The 19157-nt window shown below is 65.2% G+C and carries 15 protein-coding genes; 9 read left to right on the top strand and 6 right to left on the bottom strand.

What is annotated here, in order from left to right; genetic code table 11:
* Window positions 1-7 precede the first annotated feature (7 nt).
* The 8 genes from ACUCV0_RS07535 (at window position 8) to ACUCV0_RS07500 (ending at window position 8672) form a co-directional block, all read left to right on the top strand.
* Window positions 8-673 carry an amino acid ABC transporter permease gene (locus ACUCV0_RS07535; protein WP_271655853.1) on the top strand — a complete coding sequence of 222 codons (666 nt, stop codon included), beginning with the start codon at window positions 8-10 and terminating at the stop codon, window positions 671-673.
* A 25-nt stretch (window positions 674-698) separates the two neighbouring features.
* Window positions 699-1577: a dihydrodipicolinate synthase family protein gene (locus ACUCV0_RS07530; protein ID WP_017642041.1), complete on the top strand. Its 879-nt coding sequence runs from the start codon at window positions 699-701 to the stop codon at window positions 1575-1577.
* Between the two features lie 195 nt (window positions 1578-1772).
* Entirely contained in the window at window positions 1773-3032 is a 1260-nt protein-coding gene (locus ACUCV0_RS07525; protein ID WP_482212422.1) for an NAD(P)/FAD-dependent oxidoreductase, read from the top strand.
* 13 nt (window positions 3033-3045) lie between these two features.
* Window positions 3046-4527: an aldehyde dehydrogenase family protein gene (locus tag ACUCV0_RS07520; RefSeq protein ID WP_482212421.1), complete on the top strand. Its 1482-nt coding sequence runs from the start codon at window positions 3046-3048 to the stop codon at window positions 4525-4527.
* A 10-nt stretch (window positions 4528-4537) separates the two neighbouring features.
* Entirely contained in the window at window positions 4538-5563 is a 1026-nt protein-coding gene (locus tag ACUCV0_RS07515; RefSeq protein WP_482212420.1) for a proline racemase family protein, read from the top strand.
* A gap of 59 nt (window positions 5564-5622) precedes the next feature.
* Window positions 5623-6330, top strand: coding sequence for a GntR family transcriptional regulator (locus ACUCV0_RS07510; protein ID WP_059315586.1), 708 nt, complete (start codon window positions 5623-5625; stop codon window positions 6328-6330).
* Window positions 6331-6690: 360 nt separating this feature from the next.
* On the top strand, window positions 6691-7689 hold the full coding sequence (locus tag ACUCV0_RS07505; RefSeq protein ID WP_059315587.1) for an acyltransferase family protein: 999 nt from the start codon (window positions 6691-6693) through the stop codon (window positions 7687-7689).
* Window positions 7690-7751: 62 nt separating this feature from the next.
* On the top strand, window positions 7752-8672 hold the full coding sequence (locus ACUCV0_RS07500; protein WP_271655494.1) for a LysR family transcriptional regulator: 921 nt from the start codon (window positions 7752-7754) through the stop codon (window positions 8670-8672).
* Here ACUCV0_RS07500 and ACUCV0_RS07495 read toward each other — a convergent pair.
* Window positions 8669-9397, bottom strand: coding sequence for an SDR family oxidoreductase (locus tag ACUCV0_RS07495; RefSeq protein ID WP_059315589.1), 729 nt, complete (start codon window positions 9395-9397; stop codon window positions 8669-8671). The two genes, ACUCV0_RS07500 and ACUCV0_RS07495, sit on opposite strands and share 4 nt — an antisense overlap.
* A 164-nt stretch (window positions 9398-9561) precedes the next feature.
* Here ACUCV0_RS07495 and ACUCV0_RS07490 point away from each other — a divergent pair, with 164 nt between their 5' ends.
* The gene (locus tag ACUCV0_RS07490; RefSeq protein WP_482212419.1) at window positions 9562-10464 is read left to right on the top strand and encodes a LysR family transcriptional regulator; all 903 of its coding nucleotides are present in this window, start codon (window positions 9562-9564) and stop codon (window positions 10462-10464) included.
* Between the two features lie 208 nt (window positions 10465-10672).
* On the opposite strand, the gene ACUCV0_RS07485 is transcribed toward ACUCV0_RS07490, so the two are convergent.
* From ACUCV0_RS07485 to tkt, 5 genes are all read right to left on the bottom strand, one after another.
* The gene (locus ACUCV0_RS07485) at window positions 10673-11494 is read right to left on the bottom strand and encodes an HAD family hydrolase (RefSeq protein ID WP_482212418.1); all 822 of its coding nucleotides are present in this window, start codon (window positions 11492-11494) and stop codon (window positions 10673-10675) included.
* Complete coding sequence (zwf, locus tag ACUCV0_RS07480) at window positions 11476-13032, bottom strand: glucose-6-phosphate dehydrogenase (RefSeq protein WP_482212417.1); 1557 nt, start codon at window positions 13030-13032, stop codon at window positions 11476-11478. Before zwf ends, ACUCV0_RS07485 begins: the two co-directional genes overlap by 19 nt.
* An 83-nt stretch (window positions 13033-13115) precedes the next feature.
* Complete coding sequence (gene gnd, locus ACUCV0_RS07475) at window positions 13116-14093, bottom strand: phosphogluconate dehydrogenase (NAD(+)-dependent, decarboxylating) (RefSeq protein ID WP_482212416.1); 978 nt, start codon at window positions 14091-14093, stop codon at window positions 13116-13118.
* 18 nt (window positions 14094-14111) lie between these two features.
* Window positions 14112-16931, bottom strand: coding sequence for a bifunctional transaldolase/phosoglucose isomerase (locus ACUCV0_RS07470; protein ID WP_482212415.1), 2820 nt, complete (start codon window positions 16929-16931; stop codon window positions 14112-14114).
* Window positions 16928-19012, bottom strand: coding sequence for a transketolase (tkt, locus tag ACUCV0_RS07465; RefSeq protein ID WP_482212414.1), 2085 nt, complete (start codon window positions 19010-19012; stop codon window positions 16928-16930). The genes ACUCV0_RS07470 and tkt overlap by 4 nt, the downstream gene beginning before the upstream one ends.
* Window positions 19013-19157 lie beyond the last annotated feature (145 nt).

Raw genomic sequence — 19157 nt, 5'->3', positions numbered from 1 at the left:
GATGGATATGCACCTCGACTTCTCCGTCGTCCTCGGCTACTGGCAGGTGCTGCTCAAGGGCCTGGGGCTGACCTTGACCATCACCCTCGGCTGCGCCCTGGTGGGCAGCCTGCTGGGCTTCGGGCTGAGCCTGGTCCAGCTGGCACCCAGTCGCCTGCTGCGGGCGCCGGTCCGGCTCTATGTGGAGTTCTTTCGCGGCACGCCATTACTGATCCAGCTCTTCTGGGTGTTCTTCTGCTTTCCCGTGGTGTTCGGCCTGTCGATCTCGCCCTATGTGTCGGTAGTGATCTCCCTGACCCTGTTCATGGCAGCCATCACCAGCGAGACCTTTCGTGGCGCCCTCAAGTCCATCGCCGGCGAACAGCACGATGCCTGCGTGGCCCTCGGCCTGACGCCCGGGGTGAAGGTGCTCTATGTAATCTTTCCCCAGGCGCTGCTGCGCGCCATACCGCCGCTGCTCTCGAACGTCATCAGCCTGTTCAAGGAAAGCGCCCTGATCTCCTCGGTCGGGGTGGCGGACCTAATGTTCGTCGGCCAGAACCTTTCCAACAGCACGGCGCGACCGGTCGAGTTCCTCTCGGCGGTCGCCGTCATCTACTTCTGCATCGCCTTTCCCCTGACCCGTCTGGTCGGTCTCGTCGAGGCCCGACTGCTGAGACGCTTCGCCTACTGAACCCCCATCCCCAAGAGGTAACTCCATGAACATGCACGGCATCCTTCCCGCTCTCGTCACCCCGTTCGACAAGGCCGGCAAGGTCGATTGCGCGACGCTCGCCTCCATCGTCGACTACCAGCTCAAGGCTGGGGTGTCCGGCTTCGTGGCCCTGGGCTCCACCGGCGAGTACTACGCCCTCGACAACGCCGAACGCCGCCTGGTCCTGCAGACGGTCAAGGAGGTAGCCGAAGGCAAGGGCACCCTGATCGCCAACTGCAACGGTGCCAGCACCCGGGAGGTGATCGAGCAGATTCGCCAGGCCATCGAATGCGGCTTCAGCAACATCCTGCTGGCCCCACCCTTCTATGCCCTGCCGACCCAGGAAGAGCTGATCAACCATTATCAGGTCGTGCTGGATACCTTCGCCGACATCAACGTCATCCTCTACAACTACCCCATCCGCACCAACGTCGAAGTCGGCACGTCGGTGCTGGAAGCCTTTCGCGATCACCCGCGCGTCATCGGCATCAAGGAAAGCTCGGGCAATCTGTTGCGCGCCATCGAGATCGGCGAGACCTTCAAGGGCGCCTACCAGTTGTCCTGCGGCTCGGATGACCAGGCACTGGACTTCTTCCTGTGGGGCGCCACCAGTTGGATCTGCGGGCCGGCCAACTGTTTCCCGGATCAGATCGTCGCCTTCCACAAGGCCTTCACCGCCGGCGACATCCAGGGGGCTCAGGCGGTCATGCGTTCGCTGTTCCCGGTGATGGCGAGCATGGAGCAGGGCAAGTTCATCCAGAAGGTGAAGTACGGATGCGAGCTGGCCGGGTTCAACTCGGGTAACGCGCGCCTGCCGCTGTTGCCGCTGAGCGACGCCGAGAAGGCCGACTTCCGCGCCGTCTTCGAAGCCTCGCAACGCTGATGGGATAGCCCACCCCGGCGCCAAGGGGGGTGGGTGGAGGATTTCCATGAACCCCAGCTTCGGCGGCTTCACAGGCCAGGCGCCGGAAAGGCCAGAGCCATACCACGTGGGTACCGTGGAGGCGCCTTTACCCGCCCGGCGGGATGGGTCGCCATCCGGTCCGCATGACAGGTCGTCATCCAGCGAGAGAGCACTATGAACCAGGAGTCAGGCGTTCCCCGGACCGCGATAGTGGTCGGGGGCGGTATCGTCGGGGTGTGCTGCGCCCTCTGGCTGCAACGGGATGGGCTGGCGGTGACGCTGGTCGACCCTGCCGCACCAGGCGACAGCACGGCCAAGTGGAGCTGTGGCCAGATGGCCGTCAGCGAGGTGGTGCCCCTGTCCAAGCCGGGCATCCTGAAGAAGCTGCCCGGCTGGTTGCTGGACCAGCGGGGTCCGCTGGCGCTACGGCCCAGCGCCTTGCCTGGCATCCTGCCGTGGTTCCTGAGATTCCTGGCCTGCGCCCGCCCAACGCGCATCCAGGAAATCGCCGCGGAACTGGCGACCCTGACCCGCGACGTCTACCGCGACTACGGGGTACTGCTGGAGGCCTGTCCCGACCGAAGCCTGCTCGGCGAGCGGCCCATCCTCGAAGTGTTCGACACGCCCCAGGGACTGGCCCAGGAGCGTCACCACTTCGAGTTACGCGAGCGCCTGGGTTTCCAGGTGGAAGAACTGGATGCCGCCGCCATCGCCGATCTGGAGCCAGCCTTCGCCGGTCGGTTCAAACACGGCCTGCTGTTTCCCGATTGGCGAGCGGTCAGCGATACCGAAGGCTTCATCGCCGCCCTTACCGACAGCTTCGAACAGGCGGGCGGCCGCCGGATTCGCGAGCGGGTGACGCGGATCGACGAATACCAGGGACAGGCCACCGGGGTGACGCTGGCCGACGGGCGCCGCCTGCCGGCCGAGCGGGTGGTCATCGCCGCGGGCAATGGCTCGCGGGCCTTCTTTGGCCAGCTCGGACTTTCGATACCCCTGGCAGGAATCGCCGGCTACCAGGTGGTGCTGCCAGAGCCCGAAGTCGAGATCCGCCACTCCACCATCTATGCCGATGGCGGCTTCTGCTTCGCGCCCATGACCCGCGGCCTGCAGATCGGCGGCACCATCGAATTCGCCGGCGAGGGCGCCAAACCCAACTTCGCCCGGGCCGACATCATTCTGGAAAAGGCCCGGCGCGTGCTGCCGCAGCTGCGGACCACGGATTTCGAATATGGCGTGGGCTATCGGCCCTTCCTGCCCGATACCAAGCCGATCATCGACCGCAGCCAGCGCCTGACCAATGTATTGCTCGCCTTCGGTCACGGCCAGCTCGGCCTGACCCTGGGCGCTACCACGGGACGGCTGATCGCCGATCTCGCCGGGGGACGCACGAGCACCCTCGATCTCCACCCTTTCCGCGCTTCGCGCTTCTGACAGGACTTCGCTGATGGTTCGCTACGACCACCTGTACATCGATGGCCACTGGGTTCGCCCATTGCGCGGCGGCACCTTCGAGACCCTCGATCCGGCCCTTGAGACTCCCCTTGCCCAGGTCGCCGCGGCGACCGCCGAGGATATCGACCTGGCTGTCCACGCGGCCCGTCGCGCCTTCGACGAAGGCCCCTGGCCGCGGCAGAGCGGCGCCGAACGGGCGACCGTGCTGCGCCGCATCGCCGCGATGATCCGCGAGCGCCAGCAGTCACTCGCCGAGCTGGAGGTGCGCGACAATGGCAAGCCACTCCCCGAAGCCCTGTGGGACATCGGTGACGCCGCCGGCTGCTTCGATTTCTACGCCGACCAGGCCGAACGCCTGGACCGGGACCGCGAGCGAACCATCGCCTTGAGCGATGCGCGCTTCAGCGCCGTCGCCCGGCAAGAGCCCATCGGGGTGGCCGGCGCCATCATCCCCTGGAATTTCCCACTGCTGATGGCGGCCTGGAAGGTCGCTCCAGCCCTGGCCGCCGGCTGCACCCTGGTGCTCAAGCCGTCGGAGCTGACTCCGCTGACCGCCCTGGAACTGGCCGGCATCTGCGACCAGGCCGGATTGCCGCCCGGGGCCCTCAACGTGGTCACCGGCCTGGGCGCGGACGCGGGCGCCCCGTTGGCCGAGCATCCGGCCGTCGACAAGCTGGCCTTCACCGGCAGCGTGCCCACCGGCAGCCGGATCATGCAGGCTGCCGCGCGCGACATCAAAAACATCAGCCTGGAGCTGGGTGGCAAGTCGCCCTTCGTCATCTTCGCCGACGCCGAGCTCGACGCCGCCGTCGAATGGATCCTGTTCGGCATCTTCTGGAATCAGGGCGAAGTCTGCTCGGCCACCTCGCGTGTGCTGGTGCAGCGCGACCTCTATGAGCCGCTGCTGGAACGCCTGGCGCAAGAGGCCCAGCGCATCACCATGGGGCAGGGTCTGGAGGCGGGCGTGCTGCTCGGTCCGCTGGTGAGTCGCGGTCAGCACGAGAAGGTACTCGCCGCCATCGCCCGCGGCCGCGAAGAAGGCGCTCGCCTGGTCACCGGCGGCGAGCGCCCGGCGCACCTGACCACCGGGTACTACGTGCAACCCACGGTCTTCGCCGACGTCGCCGAGGACAGCTGGATCTGGCGCGAGGAGATCTTCGGTCCGGTGGTCTGCGTGCGGCCCTTCGACGATGAAGCCGAGGCGGTACACAGCGCCAACGACTCCCGCTTCGGTCTGGCCGCTGCCGTGATGTCGCGCGACCTGGCCCGCTGCGAGCGGGTAGCCCGGGCCCTGCGCGCCGGTATCGTCTGGATCAACTGCTCGCAGCCAACCTTTACCGAGGCCCCCTGGGGCGGCTACAAACAGAGCGGCATCGGCCGCGAACTGGGGGAATGGGGCTTGCAGAACTACCTGGAAACCAAGCAGATCACCCGCTACGACAGCGACCAGCCCTGGGGCTGGTACATCAAGTAGGACAGCTACCATGCGCTGGAAGAAAACGTTACAGCTGGCCGACGTCCACTGCGAAGGCGAGATCGGCAAGGTCATCACCGGAGGCGTGTTGGACGTGCCCGGCCGGACCATGCTCGACAAGATGAATTACCTCAACGAGGTGGACGACAGCCTGAGGCGCCTGGTGACCCTGGAACCGCGCGGCTGCCTGCAGATGTCGGTCAATCTGCTGCTGCCGCCGACCCGCCCGGAGGCCCAGGCAGGGTTCATCGTGCTGCAGGCGGACAAGGCTCATCCCATGTCGGGCAGCAATTGCATCTGCGTGGTCACCGCGCTGCTGGAACTGGGCATCCTGCCAATGCAGGAGCCACTGACCACGGTCACGCTGGATACCCCGGCCGGGCTGGTGGTGGCCCAGGCCGAGTGTCGCGATGGCCGCTGCCTGAATGTCTCCCTGGACATGGTACCGGCCTTCGTCGAAGCCCTGGATCTGCAGGTGCCTACCGCTCAACATGGCACCCTGACAGTGGACATCGCCTTTGGCGGCGTCTATTACGCGCTGATCGATGTCGATCAAGTCGGGCTGAGCATCGCACCGGAGCATGCCCGAGCCCTGGCCGAACTGGGCGTGGCGCTCAAAAGCGAGATCGGGCGGCAGGTCCGCCTCCAGCATCCGCTGCTGCCCAGCGTCAACGAGATCGCCTACGTGATGTTCCGCCACCGGCTGGACGCTCGCACCTACCAGACCTGCACCACCCTGCCACCCGGGCGGGTGGATCGCTCGCCCTGCGGCACCGGCAGCTCCGCGAATCTGGCCACCCTCGCGGCGCGCGGACTGGTCAAGGTAGGCGATCAGCTCACCTCACGCTCGACCATTGGGGGCGAATTCACCCTTGGTCTGCGCGGACTGACCGAGGTGGCCGGCCGGCCCGCGGTCCTGCCGCGGGTCACGGGGCGCGCCTGGCTGTATGGTCTGCAACAGCTGGGTATAGATCCCGATGATCCTCTTGCCGCCGGCTTCATGCTCAGTGACACCTGGGGCGCGGGCTTCGGTTAGCGCAGCAGGTGCGATGCTAGACTGGCCCTCCCCCACCTTTGAGCGTGAAGACCTTCTCGATGGCCCCCAAAGACGCCGATCCTGCCGTTGCCGCCCGCCGTCACGGTGGCCGCTATATCTATGAGGAACTGCGCCGGCAGATCCTCACCCTGCAGCTAAAGCCGGGCATGCCACTGGACGAGACCTCGCTGGCGACCCAGTTCGGGCTGTCACGCTCACCGGTACGTGACGCCCTGGCACGGCTGGCGAGCGAAGGACTGGTCACCATTCTGCCTAACCGCACCCTGCTGGTGACGCCTTTCGAGATCGAGGAATTTCCCAATTACGTGTCCGCGCTGGACCTGCTGCAGCGCGCCGTCACGCGTCTGGCCGCCATTCGCCGTACGCCGGGCGAGCTGGAAGCGATCAAGCAGGCCGACGTGCGTTATCTGGACGCGGTAGCCAGCGGTGACTTCCAGGCCATGTCCGAACTGAACAAGGCCTTCCACCTGGAGATCGCCCGTGCCGGCAAGAACGCCTACCTCACCGCCAGCTACGACCGCCTGCTGGGCGAGGGGCAGCGGCTGCTGCACCTGCACTTCGACTACATCATGAACAGCGCAGGTTCCACCCGGCTCGGTCGCGACCATGACCGCATCGTCGCCGCCATCGAACGCCAGGATGGCGACGAGGCCGAAGCGGCAGCCCACGAGCACACCATGTTGTTTCGCCAACGCTTCGTCAGCTTCCTCGAGCAGAATCTCCTGCGCAACATGGCAGTCGGCTAGCAAGGATGCGCTGGGGTCCGAACCTTGCCAGGCAGGTCAGGCGGCTCAGAATGAGCTTATGCCAAGCCCCATCCTAGAGCGGTTCTAGCATGCAGATTTCATCCTTGGAAATATTCTGCAAAAAGAAATTCTGATTAGCGATCAATAATTTATTTGAAATACTTTAAGCTGGCCGCCCGCCGCTGTAGTCCCGTGGCGCCGAGGCTTGCTCGCCTCACCTCTCTTCCCGGCCTGTAGTTTTGCCGGGCGCGGTAGCCTGTCCGCCGTCTCTACCGCGTGCCCAATCTGTCCGCTTCTCAGACCCGTGCCCCTCTCCGAGGCTGAGCGCGTGGTTTGCCTATTCCTCAAGGAAACCCTCCAATGCTGATTCAGCTCAACTGGATCCGCGGCCTGGCGGCCGTTCTCATCGTTTTTCACCACATGACCGTGGGCAGCTACCAGACCACCGAACATCAGCAGATCGCCCTGAACCTGCTGTCGCTGGAAACCACCTGCATCTTCGTCGCCCTCTCCGGCTTCTTCTTTCGCTACAACCTGGGCAAGTACAGCTATCAGGTCTATCTGGGCAAGAAGCTGCAGAACGTCATCCTGCCCTATCTGCTGATCTCCATCCCCGCCGTGCTGCTCTACGTTTCCGGACTCAAGCAGGACCACGAGTGGATCGACATGAATGCCTTCCACGACTGGCCGCCCTTCGCCCAGACCGCCCTGCTGCTAGCTACCGGCGCCCATCTGGGGCCACTGTGGTTCATTCCGGCCCTGACGCTGATTTTCCTGCTCGCGCCCGCGCTTGAATGGATCGTCAACCGCGGCCTCTTGCCCGCGGCGACCATGGTTGGCCTGGTCTATTTCCTCATTTCCGAACGCCCGGCCAATGACGCCGATCCGCTGCTGGCGGCACTGCACTTCCTGCCGATCTATCTGTGCGGCATGCTGGCCTGCGAACAACGCGAGCGCCTGCAGCGGCCCCAGGCGCGCTACTGGCTACTGGCGGCCCTGCTACTGTTGAGCGGCGCCGCGGTGTTGAACAGCGCCTTCTATGGCCTGCAGAAACTGGCGCTGTGCTTCCTGCTCTTCGCCGTTTTCAGCCAGCAGATCCGGGTCCCGGGTCGGACCGAGAGCCGGATGGCCAAGGGCATGGCCCTGCTTGGTGCCTACAGCTTCGCCATCTACTTCCTGCATGGCTATCTCGCGGGTGCCTATCGCATGCTCGGACGGCTGCTGGGTGAGCAGAACTTCGCCCAGTACCTGGGCACGCGCCTGTGCCTGACGCTGATCACCCTGCTTTGCTGTATCGCGGCGGTCTGGGTGGTCAAGTACCTGACCCGGGAGCGCAGTCGCGCCCTGATCGGCGCCTGAGGCCGGTCGCTGGCGCCCGTCACCGAGGCGCCTTATGCTGTCCCGCATTTGCGGTGGCAGTCATGAAGACGACGCGCAAGGCCCTGCTCGCCCAGGTCGGCGATTTCGAGATCCGCCTGTTGCGGCTGTTCAAGACGGTGGTGGAATGCGGCAGCTTCACTGCCGCCGAAGGCCGATTGGGAATCACCCGCTCGGCCATCAGCCTGCACATGAACGATCTGGAAAAGCGCCTGGGCATGCGCCTTTGTCAGCGCGGTCGCGCCGGTTTCTCGCTGACCGACGAAGGCCGCGAGGTGCTCAAGGCCAGCCAGTCGCTGTTCGCCGCCCTGGAAGGCTTTCGCAGCGAGGTCAACCAGCTGCACCAGCACCTGCGTGGCGAACTGAACCTCGGCATCATCAACAACCTGGTCACCCAGCCGCGCATGCGCATCACCCATGCCCTGGCCGCCCTCAAGCGCGCTGCGCCCGACGTGGTGGTCAACATCGGCATGACCCTGCCCAGCGAGATCGAGACCGGCGTGCTCGATGGCCATCTCCACCTGGGCGTGCTGCCGCTGATCAATGCCCTGGCCGGCCTGGAGTACCTGCCGCTCTACGAAGAGCGCGCCCTGCTCTACTGCAGCCGCAGCCATCCGCTGTTCGAGATGGCCGACGCGGCGCTGGACGAGGGCATCCTGGCGACCCAGGACGCGGTTGGCCCCAATCATCTACTCAATCAGGAAGGGCATGAGCGCCATGCCGCCCTGAATTGCACGGCGCGCGCCTCGGATCGCGAAGGCGTGGCCTTTCTCATCCTCACCGGTTGCTATATCGGCTATCTGCCCGATCACGTCGCCCAGCCCTGGGTGACTCAGGGTCAATTGCGCGCCCTCGACCCCGACCGCTTCCACTTCGACACCACCCTGGCCGCCGTCACCCGCAAGGGACGGCGGCCCAACCTGGTGTTGGAGCGCTTTCTCGAAGCCCTGGCGGAAACCGTCTAGTTGGCGCTGCGGGTCGGACGGACGACGATCTCGTTGACGTCGACGTCGTCCGGCTGCTCGATGGCATAACGCACCGCTCGGCCAATGGCCGCGGGTTGCAGCGCGATGGCACGATAGTCCTCCATCATCGCCCGTGCCGCGGGATCGGTGATGGTGGACGCCAGCTCGCTTTCCACCACGCCCGGATGGATGCAGGTGACCCGCAGATCCTCACGTTCCTGCCGCAGTCCTTCGGAGATCGCCCGTACCGCATGCTTGGTAGCACAGTAGACCGCTGCCGTGGGCACCACCGACAGGGCACCGATGGAGCCCAGGTTGATCACGTGGCCGGCCCCGCGGGTGGTGAATTCCGGCAGCACCGCGGCGATGCCGTTGAGCACGCCCTTGATGTTGACGTCGACCATCTGCATCCATTCCTCCGTCTTGAGGGACGCCATGGGCGACAGCGGCATGATCCCGGCATTGTTGACGATGACGTCCACCCGCCCCCAGCGCTCCCGGGCCGCCTGCACGAAGGCAACCATGTCGGCGCCATCGGTGACGTCCAGCCGGCGGCAGGCGACCTCCCCGCCAGCCGCGTTGAGCTCGGCCGCCAGCGCCTCCAGCCTGTCGATACGGCGGGCGCCGAGCAGCAGCTTGCAGCCGGCAGCGCCCAGTTCGCGAGCGATGCCCGCCCCTATGCCACTGGAAGCGCCGGTGATGAGTACGACCTTGTCGATAGCCATGAATGAGTCCTCTTGGATGACTTCAGGGTTTCACTGGTATAGCCACGCCCCGCTCGATCCCGGGTTACGGACGCGGGGCGTCCAGGCTTGCCAACACCTTAGCGACCGCGCATTGTCGTGATAAGCCGCCGCCCCCTGACTGCCTTGGTTAGCCGGACTTACCAATGGAAACGGACCTGAATCTCCTTAAGGTTTTTATCGCCGTGGCAACGGCGGACAACTTTCGCGTGGCGGCAGACCGCCTGGGCGTCAGTCGCTCAGCAGTAAGCCAGGCCATCCGCCGTCTGGAAGACGAACTGGGCAGCTCCCTGGTGCAACGCACCACTCGCAGCGTGCGCCTGACCGAAGCCGGCGAACGCCTGCAGCGCCAGATCGCGGGGCCTCTGGCGGGTCTGCTCGGCGCCCTGGAAGACGCCAGCCACGCGGGGCCACCGCGCGGGTTGCTGCGGGTTGCGGTCACGTCCATCGCCGAACGCTTTCTCGACGGTCCCCTGCTGGCCGACTTCATCGTAGCCTATCCCGAGGTGACGCTGGATATCACGGTCACCGACGAGGAATTCGATATCGTCGCCCATGGCTTCGATGCCGGCGTGCGCCTGGGCGAGGTGATCGAACAGGACATGATCGCCATCCCGGTAACCGGCGCGCAGCGTGAGGTAGCGGTGGCGACACCGGCCTATTTCGCCCGCCATGGCCGCCCTGGGCATCCGCGTGAGCTGTCGGACCACCGCTGCATCGGCTGGCGCCCGGCGCCGGAGGTGGCGCCCTGGCGCTGGGAGTTCAGCGAGAACGGTAGAGCCTTCGACGTGGCCGTTTCGCCCCGGATCACCACCAATGACATGCTGCTGATGGTGCGCACGGCTTTGGCCGGTGGCGGCATCACCTTCGGCATGGAGGACACCTTCCGGCCCTATCTGGACCGTGGCGAACTGGAGCGGGTGCTGGAGGATTACCTACCGCCCTTCGCCGGCTTCTATCTCTACTACCCGAGTCGCCACAACCTGGCGCCCAAGTTGCGGGCGCTGGTGGAGCATGTGCGGGGGTATCGGGAGAAGAACGAGGGGTAGGCCGGAATGTGGGCTGCCCTCACCCAGGCCCTCTCGCGGAGGGAGAAGGGGCGACCGCCTGACACCGCGCAGGGTGGAAAACGGCGCAGCCTTTTCCACCTGGCACGAAGGCAGGCCCTGTTGGGCTTTGGCGCTGGAGCCGCCTCAACCCAACCTACAGGACGCGTAGGTTGGGTTGAGTGCAGCGAAGCCCAACATCACCCGCCAGTCATAAGGGCCCCAGGATCCACCGATCGATGGCCTGGGCCAGGCCGTCTTCCTGGTTGCTGGCGGTGACCTGGTCAGCGGCTTCGCGGACCGCCGCACCGGCCTGGCCCATGGCGATGGCCAGGCCCGCCTGGCGGAACATGGGCACATCGTTGCTGCCATCACCGATGGCCGCTGTCCGCGCCACGGGTACGCCCGCGGCCTGCGCCAGCTCGATGAGGGCGTCGCCCTTGTTGGCCTTGGGGTGGGTGATGTCCAGGTAGTAGAGCTGGGAACGCAGCACCGTGGCGCCCTCCCCCAGCCGCTCGCCTAGCTCACCCTCCAGGGCTTCGAGGCCCGCATGGTCGCTACCAGCGGCGACGATCTTGTCGACCCGATCCAAGTAGGGTTCGAAGGAGTCCACCACGGTCGGCCCATATCCCAGCGCCCGGGTCTCACGCGGGACGTAGGCGCCCTGCCCGTCACGCGTCAGCCAGAGGTCATCGGCGAACAGCCAGACCTCGAAGGTTTCACGGTCCAGCCGCTCCAGTACCTGGCGGGTCACGGCTTCGGCCAGGCGATGGGCACGGATCAGGGTGCCGTCCGCCTCCACCAGATTGCCACCGTTGAAGCCGGCCACCGCCTGGTGGATTCCCAACTGCCGTACCAGCGGCAGCAGTGCTCGCGGCGGACGACTGCTGACCAGGGTAATGGCCTTGCCAGCCGCCTGCAGCCGCTTGACGGCAGCCATCACCGCCTCGCTCAGGCTCTTGTCGTCACGCACCAGGGTGCCGTCGATATCCGACACCAGCAGATCAATGGGGATCAGGTCAGCGGATGCCATGAGCGGCCATCCTTCGTCAGGAGTTCATCGGCACCGGCGGGGCCGGCACTGCCTGCGGCATAGCTCTCTACTTCGCCGCCCTGCCTCCAGGCGTCGAGGAAAGGTTGCACGGCGCGCCAGCCGTTCTCGATGTTGTCGGCGCGCTGGAACAGCGTCTGGTCACCGATCAGCGAGTCGTAGATCAGGGTTTCGTAGCCGGTGGACGGCTGCATCTCGAAGAAATCGGTATAGGCAAAGCCCATGCGGATGTTTTCCAGCTCCACCAGAGGGCCCGGACGCTTGGCGTGGAAATCGAACCACATGCCTTCGTCGGGCTGGATCTGGATGATCAGGTAATTGGGCCGCATCCGGTCGATCTTGGTATCGCGGAACTGCGCATAGGGCGCGTGCTTGAAGCAGATGGCGATCTCGGTGTCGCGCGCGGTCAGGCGCTTGCCGGTGCGCAGGTAGAACGGTACCCCTGCCCAGCGCCAGTTGTCGACGAACAACTTGAGCGCCACATAGGTCTCGGTCTGGCTGTCCGGGTCGACGCGCTCTTCTTCGCGATAGCCCCGCACCGGCTTGTCGTTCATCGTCCCGGCGGCGTACTGGCCACGTACCGAATTGGCCAGGGCCTCTTCGGTGGTCTGGGGGCGGATGGCGCCGACCACCTTGGCCTTTTCATCGCGCACCGAGGTGGCGTTGAAGGACGCCGGCGGCTCCATGGCGACCATGGCCAGCAGCTGGAACAGGTGATTGGGCACCATGTCCCTCAGGGTGCCGGTCTTCTCGTAGAAGTCACCACGCGACTCCACGCCCACGGTTTCCGCCGCGGTGATCTGCACGTGATCGATGTAGTGGTTGTTCCAGAACGACTCGAACAGCGCGTTGGAAAAGCGGCTGACCAGGATGTTCTGTACCGTCTCCTTGCCCAGGTAGTGGTCGATCCGATAGATCTGCTCCTCTTCCATGTTTGCCAGCAGGCGCTGGTTCAGCGCCTGGGCACTGGCCAGGTCGGCGCCGAAGGGCTTCTCCACCACCAGCCGGCGATAGGCGTCCCCGCTCTCCTTCAACAGTCCCGCCTTGCCCAGGCGCTCGGCCACATCGCCAAAGAAGCGCGCGGCAGTGGCCAGGTAGAAGACGGCATTGTCAGTATCGGCCTGGGCAATGCGCTCGCCCACCGCTGCATAGGTGGAGTCCTCGAGGAAGTCGCCCTGCAGATAGCGGATGCGCCTGCGCAGCCGGCCCCAGAGGTCAGGATCCAGCGCCTCGTCACGGGACTTGCCCTTCGCTTCGGCCTGATCACGGATAAAGGCTTCCAGGCGGTCAGCGAAGCCCTCGTCGGTATTGGGATTGTGGTCGACGCCGATGATCTGGGTACGGTCGTCGAGCAACCCGTCGCGCAGGAGGTTGTATAGCGAGGGAATCAGCAAGCGCTTGACCAGGTCACCATTGGCGCCAAAGAGGAACAGCGTGGCTGGCGGTGCAGTGGGGGCTTTGGTGCAGGAGCGCCGTTCCTGGGAAGCGGTGCTGGGGGAGACGGCAGGAGAATCGGTCATGACAGGGCCTTATCCACGAGGGCGGCTGGTGCCGTCCCCCGGGACGCGGCCCGTGGCCGCTCCACAGGGGAACGGCCAGGGTTTTACTGCGGGATTTCGACGTGGCCGCCGAAGCCGAAGCGCATGGCCGACAAGAGCTTGTCGGCGTAGGTAGCCTGCTGGCGGGAACGGAAGCGCGCATAGAGGGCAGCGGACAGGACGTTGACCGGTACCGCTTCTTCGATGGCGGCCTCGATGGTCCAGCGACCTTCGCCGCTGTCGGCCACCGAGCCGGAGAACTTCTCCAGTTCGACGTCGCCGGCCAGGGCCTGGGCGGTCAGGTCCAGCAGCCAGGAGGACACCACGCTGCCACGACGCCAGACCTCGGCGATGTCGGCCAAGTCCAGGTCGAAGCGCTCGTCTTCCGGCAGCTTGTCGCTGTTCTTCATCTTGAGAATGTCGAAGCCCTCGGCGTAGGCCTGCATCAGGCCGTATTCGATGCCGTTATGCACCATCTTGACGAAGTGACCCGAACCAGCCGGACCGGTGAAGATGAAGCCACGCTCGGCACGTTCGTCCGGCGCGTTGCGACCACGGGTGCGCTCGATGCTGCCATAGCCAGGGGCCAGGGCTTCGAAGATGGGCTCCAGGCGCTCGACGGCCTCGGACTTGCCGCCGATCATCATGCAGTAGCCACGCTCCAGACCCCAGACACCACCGGAGGTACCGACGTCGACATAGTCGATACCCTTCTCGGCCAGCATCTTGGCGCGACGGATGTCGTCCTTGTAATAGGTGTTGCCACCATCGATGATCACGTCACCGGGAGCCAGGCGGTCGGCCAGCTCGGCGATGGTCTGCTCGGTCGGCTCGCCGGCAGGCAGCATGACCCAGATGGCACGGGGCTGCGCCAGGGCAGCGATGACGCCATCGAGACCGTCGGTGGCGATGGCGCCTTCCTTGCCGAGGTCGGCCACGGTATCGGCACTGCGGTCGTAGACCGCGACTTCATGTCCATGCTTCATCAAGCGCCGTGCGATGTTGCCGCCCATGCGGCCCAGTCCGATGATTCCCAATTGCATGCTGATGACTCCTTGAGGTCAGGCGACCGCCGCCTCGACCAGTTCGACTATTTGTTGCAGACCGGCGTCGATGTCGCCGCCCTTGATATGCACGCGCAGGTAGCGCCGTCCCCGTTCGGCCAGTACCTCGAGGTCGCCCTTGGCCTGGGCGGCCTCGACGACGCCAAAGCTCAGACCCCGCCCTGGAATTTCCAGGTCGTTCTGGGCATCGGCGGTAATCTGGATGAACACACCCGAGTTGGGACCGCCCTTGTAGGCCTGCCCCGTGGAGTGCAAAAAGCGGGGGCCGAAGCCGCCGACGGTCGCTACGCGCTTGCTGTCGCGAATGCTATCACGCATGGCCCCCAAGGCCTCCTCGTGCACGGCATTGCGCTCGAGATAGGCCAGCACGGCCAGGTAGTCGCCGGGCTGCAGGCGTGCCAGGTGCGCCTTGATGGCCGCCCGGGCGGTGTCCTGCCCTTGCAGATCGGCGTCGCCGAACAGGGCCAACGCACCTTCCTCCAGCAGCGGCTCGTCACCGGCCAGGCGACCGTCGCGCTCATAGCCATCGGTGAGGGCGCGGGTCTTGATCTTGCTGGCCTCCACGTCGGGCTGATCGAACGGGTTGATGCCGATGACCGCACCGGCCACCTCGGTGGCTACTTCCCAACGGAAGAATTCCTGCCCGATCAGCTCAGGGCGAGCGAGCCGGATATCCACCACCGGATGCCCTGCCGCAGCCAGCGCCTGCAGGCGGCTATCGCGCTCGGCATCCTCCTCACCGTCCAGCACCAGACTGACGAATACCCGATCCGTGCCATAGACATCCGGTGCGCCAAGGGGCTCCAGATCTACCGGGATAATGCCCTTGCCCTGCTTGCCGGTGCTTTCGGCGAGCAGTTGTTCCAGCCAGGCGCCCAGACTGGCCACTCCCGGCGAGGCGATCAGAGTGACCTTGTCTCGGCCGGCGCGTACTGCCTCGCCCAGTACCACGCCGAGGCGGATACCAGGGTTGATGGCAGGAGGCGCACTGGGGCTGCAGGCCAGAACCATGGGCTGGGTCACCTGGAAGAAGTCGGCCACCGAATGGCCGAGCAGCGCCAGGGGCACCATGCCGAACACCGACAGTACCGAATAGCGCCCGCCGATATGGGGGTCGCCCTGGAAGATGGCGCGATAGCCCTCCGCCGTGGCGCTGGCCTCGAGTTTGGAGCCAGGGTCGGTAATGGCGACGAAGCGGCGTTGCACCTCGTCCGAGCCCAGCGTCCGCTCGACAGCCTGGTGAAAATAGGCGCGCAGGATTTCCGGCTCCAGGGTCGAGCCGGACTTGCTGGATACCAGGAACAGCGTCTTGTGCAAATCCAGTTGCTCTTCCAGGGCAGCGATCTGCGCCGGATCGGTGGAATCGAGCACCTTGAGGTCGAGTCCACCGGTGGCGGTACCCAGGGTATTGGCCAGCACTTCCGGGCCCAGACTCGAACCGCCCATGCCCAGCAGTACCACGGTATTCAGGCCTTCCTCGCGTACGGCGTCGGCCAGGGCGCTGAGCGCGACCGGATCGGCCTGGCGACCCTGGGCAGCGGCTAGCCAACCCACCCACTGGTCCTCGTCGCGACCGGTCCAGAGCGAGGCATCGCCCTGCCACAGCCGGCGCGACCAGCCTTCACGCCGCGCCTCGTCGAGGCGGGCCTCGACGGCTTCATGCAGATCGTGCGGCAGACGATAGTCCGCGGCATTCAGGCGCTCGCCGAGAAAATCGAGGCGCTTCTGCCCTACCGCGCCCAACAGGGCATCGGCGGCGTCCTCGAATTGCCGGGCGCCGTCCTTGACCAACCGCTTGGCCACGCCATCGAGATCCAGCTCGAAACGGGCAGTCGCATCCACCACCCGTTGTGCCGCTTCGATGTCGGTGCTCAGCATGGGCGCTGCCGTGCCATGATCACGGAAGGCATCCATGGTCTTGGGTGGCATGGTGTTGACGGTATCCGGACCGATTAGCTGATCCACATAGAGGGTATCGGGATAGGCCGGATCCTTGGATCCGGTGGAAGCCCACAACAGGCGTTGCGGATGAGCACCCTTGGCTTCCAGCACCTTCCAGCGTGGCGACTGGATCAGGCGCAGGTAGTCCTGATAGGCCAGCTTGGCATTGGCGATAGCGATCTTGCCACGCAACTCGGCCAGCTCGCCGTCACCGCCCTTGCGCTCGTCGATCAGCTTGTCCAGCACACCATCGACCCGACTGATGAAGAAACTGGCGACGCTGGCGAGACGACTGATGTCCTTGCCCTGGTGCAACCGCGCTTCCAGACCCGCGATATAGGCTTCCGCTACCGCCATGTAGGCATTGCGATCGAACAGCAGGGTCACATTGACGTTGATACCCTCCTCGATCAATTTGCGGATGGCCACCGCCCCCTCGGGCGTACCAGGTACCTTGACCATCAGGTTGGGCCGATCCACCGCCTGCCAGAGGCGCCGGGCCTCCTCCAGGGTGGCACGGGTATCCAGCGCCAGATAGGGCGAGACTTCCAGGCTCACATAGCCATCACGCCCTTCGAGGCGGTCATAGACCGGCCGCAGGATGTCCGCCGCCTGCTGGATGTCTTCGATGGCCAGATGCTCGTAGACGTCCACCGGCTCGGCATCCGCCTGTTCCAGAAAGGCCTTGAGGCTGGCATCGTAGTCACTGCCGTGCCCCATGGCTTTCTCGAAGATCGAGGGGTTGGAGGTGACGCCGGTAAGGCCGTCACGCTCGATCAGCTTCTGTAGCTCACCCTTGCCAAGAAATTCACGGCTGACGAAATCGAGCCAGACCGCCTGGCCCTGCTCCGTCAGCTGTTTGAGTGGATTGCTCATGCGGCGCTCCCTTTACGTTGCGCCTGCTCCTTGGCCAGCTTGACCACGTTTTCTACGGTGTAGCCATATTTCGCCTGCAGCTTGCCGATGGGCGCAGAGGCACCGAAGGTGCTCATGGTGACCGAGGCACCCTTGCGACCGATGTAGCGCTCCCAGCCCAGGGGACCGGCCTGCTCGATGGCAACACGGCCCAGGACCTCGTCGGGCAGCACCGATTGCTTGTAGGCCTCGTCCTGTTCCTCGAACAGCTCCCAGCAAGGCATGGACACGACCCGTGCCTTCACGCCCTCGCCCTTGAGCTGCTCGTAGGCCTGCATCGCCAGACCCAGCTCGCTGCCAGTGGCCATGAGGATTACCTGGGGCGTGCCGCCCTCGGCATCGGCTACCACATAGGCGCCCTGGGCCACGCCTTCGGCGCTGGCGTATTTGCTGCGGTCCAGGGTCGGCAGTGGCTGGCGCGACAGCACCATGCACGAGGGTCTATTAGTCTGCTGCAGGGCGATCTTCCAGGCCTGCACCGCTTCATTGGCATCCCCGGGACGCATGGTCAACAAACCCGGGGTGGCACGGAGTTGCGCCAAGTGCTCGATCGGCTGGTGGGTCGGGCCATCTTCGCCGACGCCGATGGAATCGTGGGTGAAGACGAACACCACCGGCAGCTCCATGATGGAAGCCAGGCGGATCGGCGGCTTCATGTAGTCGCTGAACACCAGGAAGGTAGCGGTGAAGCTGCGCAGGTAGCAGAGCGCCATGCCATTGGCGATGGAGCCCATGGCATGCTCGCGGATACCGAAGTGCATGTTGCGCCCGGACGGCTCACGGGCGGAGAAGCTGCCCGCGCCATCGAACTTGAGATTGGTCTTGGTGGACGGCGCCAAGTCCGCTGCCCCGCCAACCAGCCAGGGAATGTTCTGGGCAAAGGCATTGAGCGCCTTGCCACCGGACTCGCGGGAGGCCACGCCCTTGGCATCGGGCTCGAAGCTGGGCAGCTTGGCGTCCCAGCCTTCCGGCATTTCACCGGCGCGCATGCGCTGGAGTTCATCGGCGCGGGTCGGATCGTCCTGGCGCAGGCGATCGAAGGCACGGTTCCAGTCTTCGTAGAGACCGCTGGCACGCTCCAGCAGGGCGTCGCGCAGGTGGTGACGGGCGTCGTCGGGTACCAGGAAGTCGGCGTCCTCCGGCCAGCCATAGGCCTTCTTCGCCAGCTTGATCTCGTCCGCGCCCAGGGGCTCGCCATGGGCAGCCGCAGTGTTCTGCTTGTTCGGCGCGCCGTAGCCGATGAGGCTGTCGACCACGATCAGGGTCGGCTTGCCAGTATTGCCCTTGAAGCGATGCAGGGCGGCGGCCAGGGCCTCGGCGTCGTTGGCGTCCTTGACGTGCAGCGTATGCCAGCCATAACCACGGAAACGCTCAGCCACGTCTTCGCTGAAGGCCAGCTCAGTGTGGCCTTCGATGCTGATGGTGTTATTGTCGTAGATCCAGCAAAGGTTGTCCAGGCCCAGGTGGCCGGCCATGGACGCCGCCTCGCCGGTGACGCCTTCCATCATGTCGCCGTCGCCACAGAGCACATAGACGTCATAGTCGAACAGGGTCACGCCTGGCTGGTTGAACCGCGCGGCCAGCCACTTCTGTGCCAGCGCCATGCCAACGCTGTTGCCGCAGCCCTGACCCAGGGGACCGGTAGTGGTCTCGATCCCGGTGGTCATGCGGTATTCGGGGTGACCTGGCGTCTTGGAGTCCAGCTGGCGGAATTGCTTGATGTCATCAAGGCTGACCGCTTCCTTGCCGGTAGCGGTGCCGTGCTCATCGATTTCCTTCACGCCCGCCAGGTGCAGCAGCGAATAGAGCAGCATGGAGGCATGGCCAACCGACAGCACGAAGCGGTCACGGTTGGGCCAGTCCGGGTGCTCGGGGTGATAGCGGAGGAAGCGGCTCCACAGCGTATGGCCGACCGGAGCCAGGGCCATCGGGGTACCGGGGTGGCCGGAGTTGGCCTTCTGTACCGCGTCCATGGACAGGGTACGGATGGTGTCGATGGTCAGTTGGTCGGCGTTGGGGCTGGAAGGTGCGGTGGAACCCATGGCAAGCGTCCTCGTGCTGGCAGGCACGCCACCCGCGGCGAAAACGGTCTATGCGGTCCGTGAAACCGTTTTCAGCAAAGGCAGCGCCTAAGAGAAAAAGCAAAGCGTCCGGACGAGGTCCGGGAGGGCGGGGGCAAGCATCCTA

This window comes from Pseudomonas sp. VMV1 (assembly GCF_056790235.1).
The sequence above is the reverse complement of the archived record's forward strand: the minus strand, read 5'-3'. Positions and strand labels throughout refer to the sequence as shown.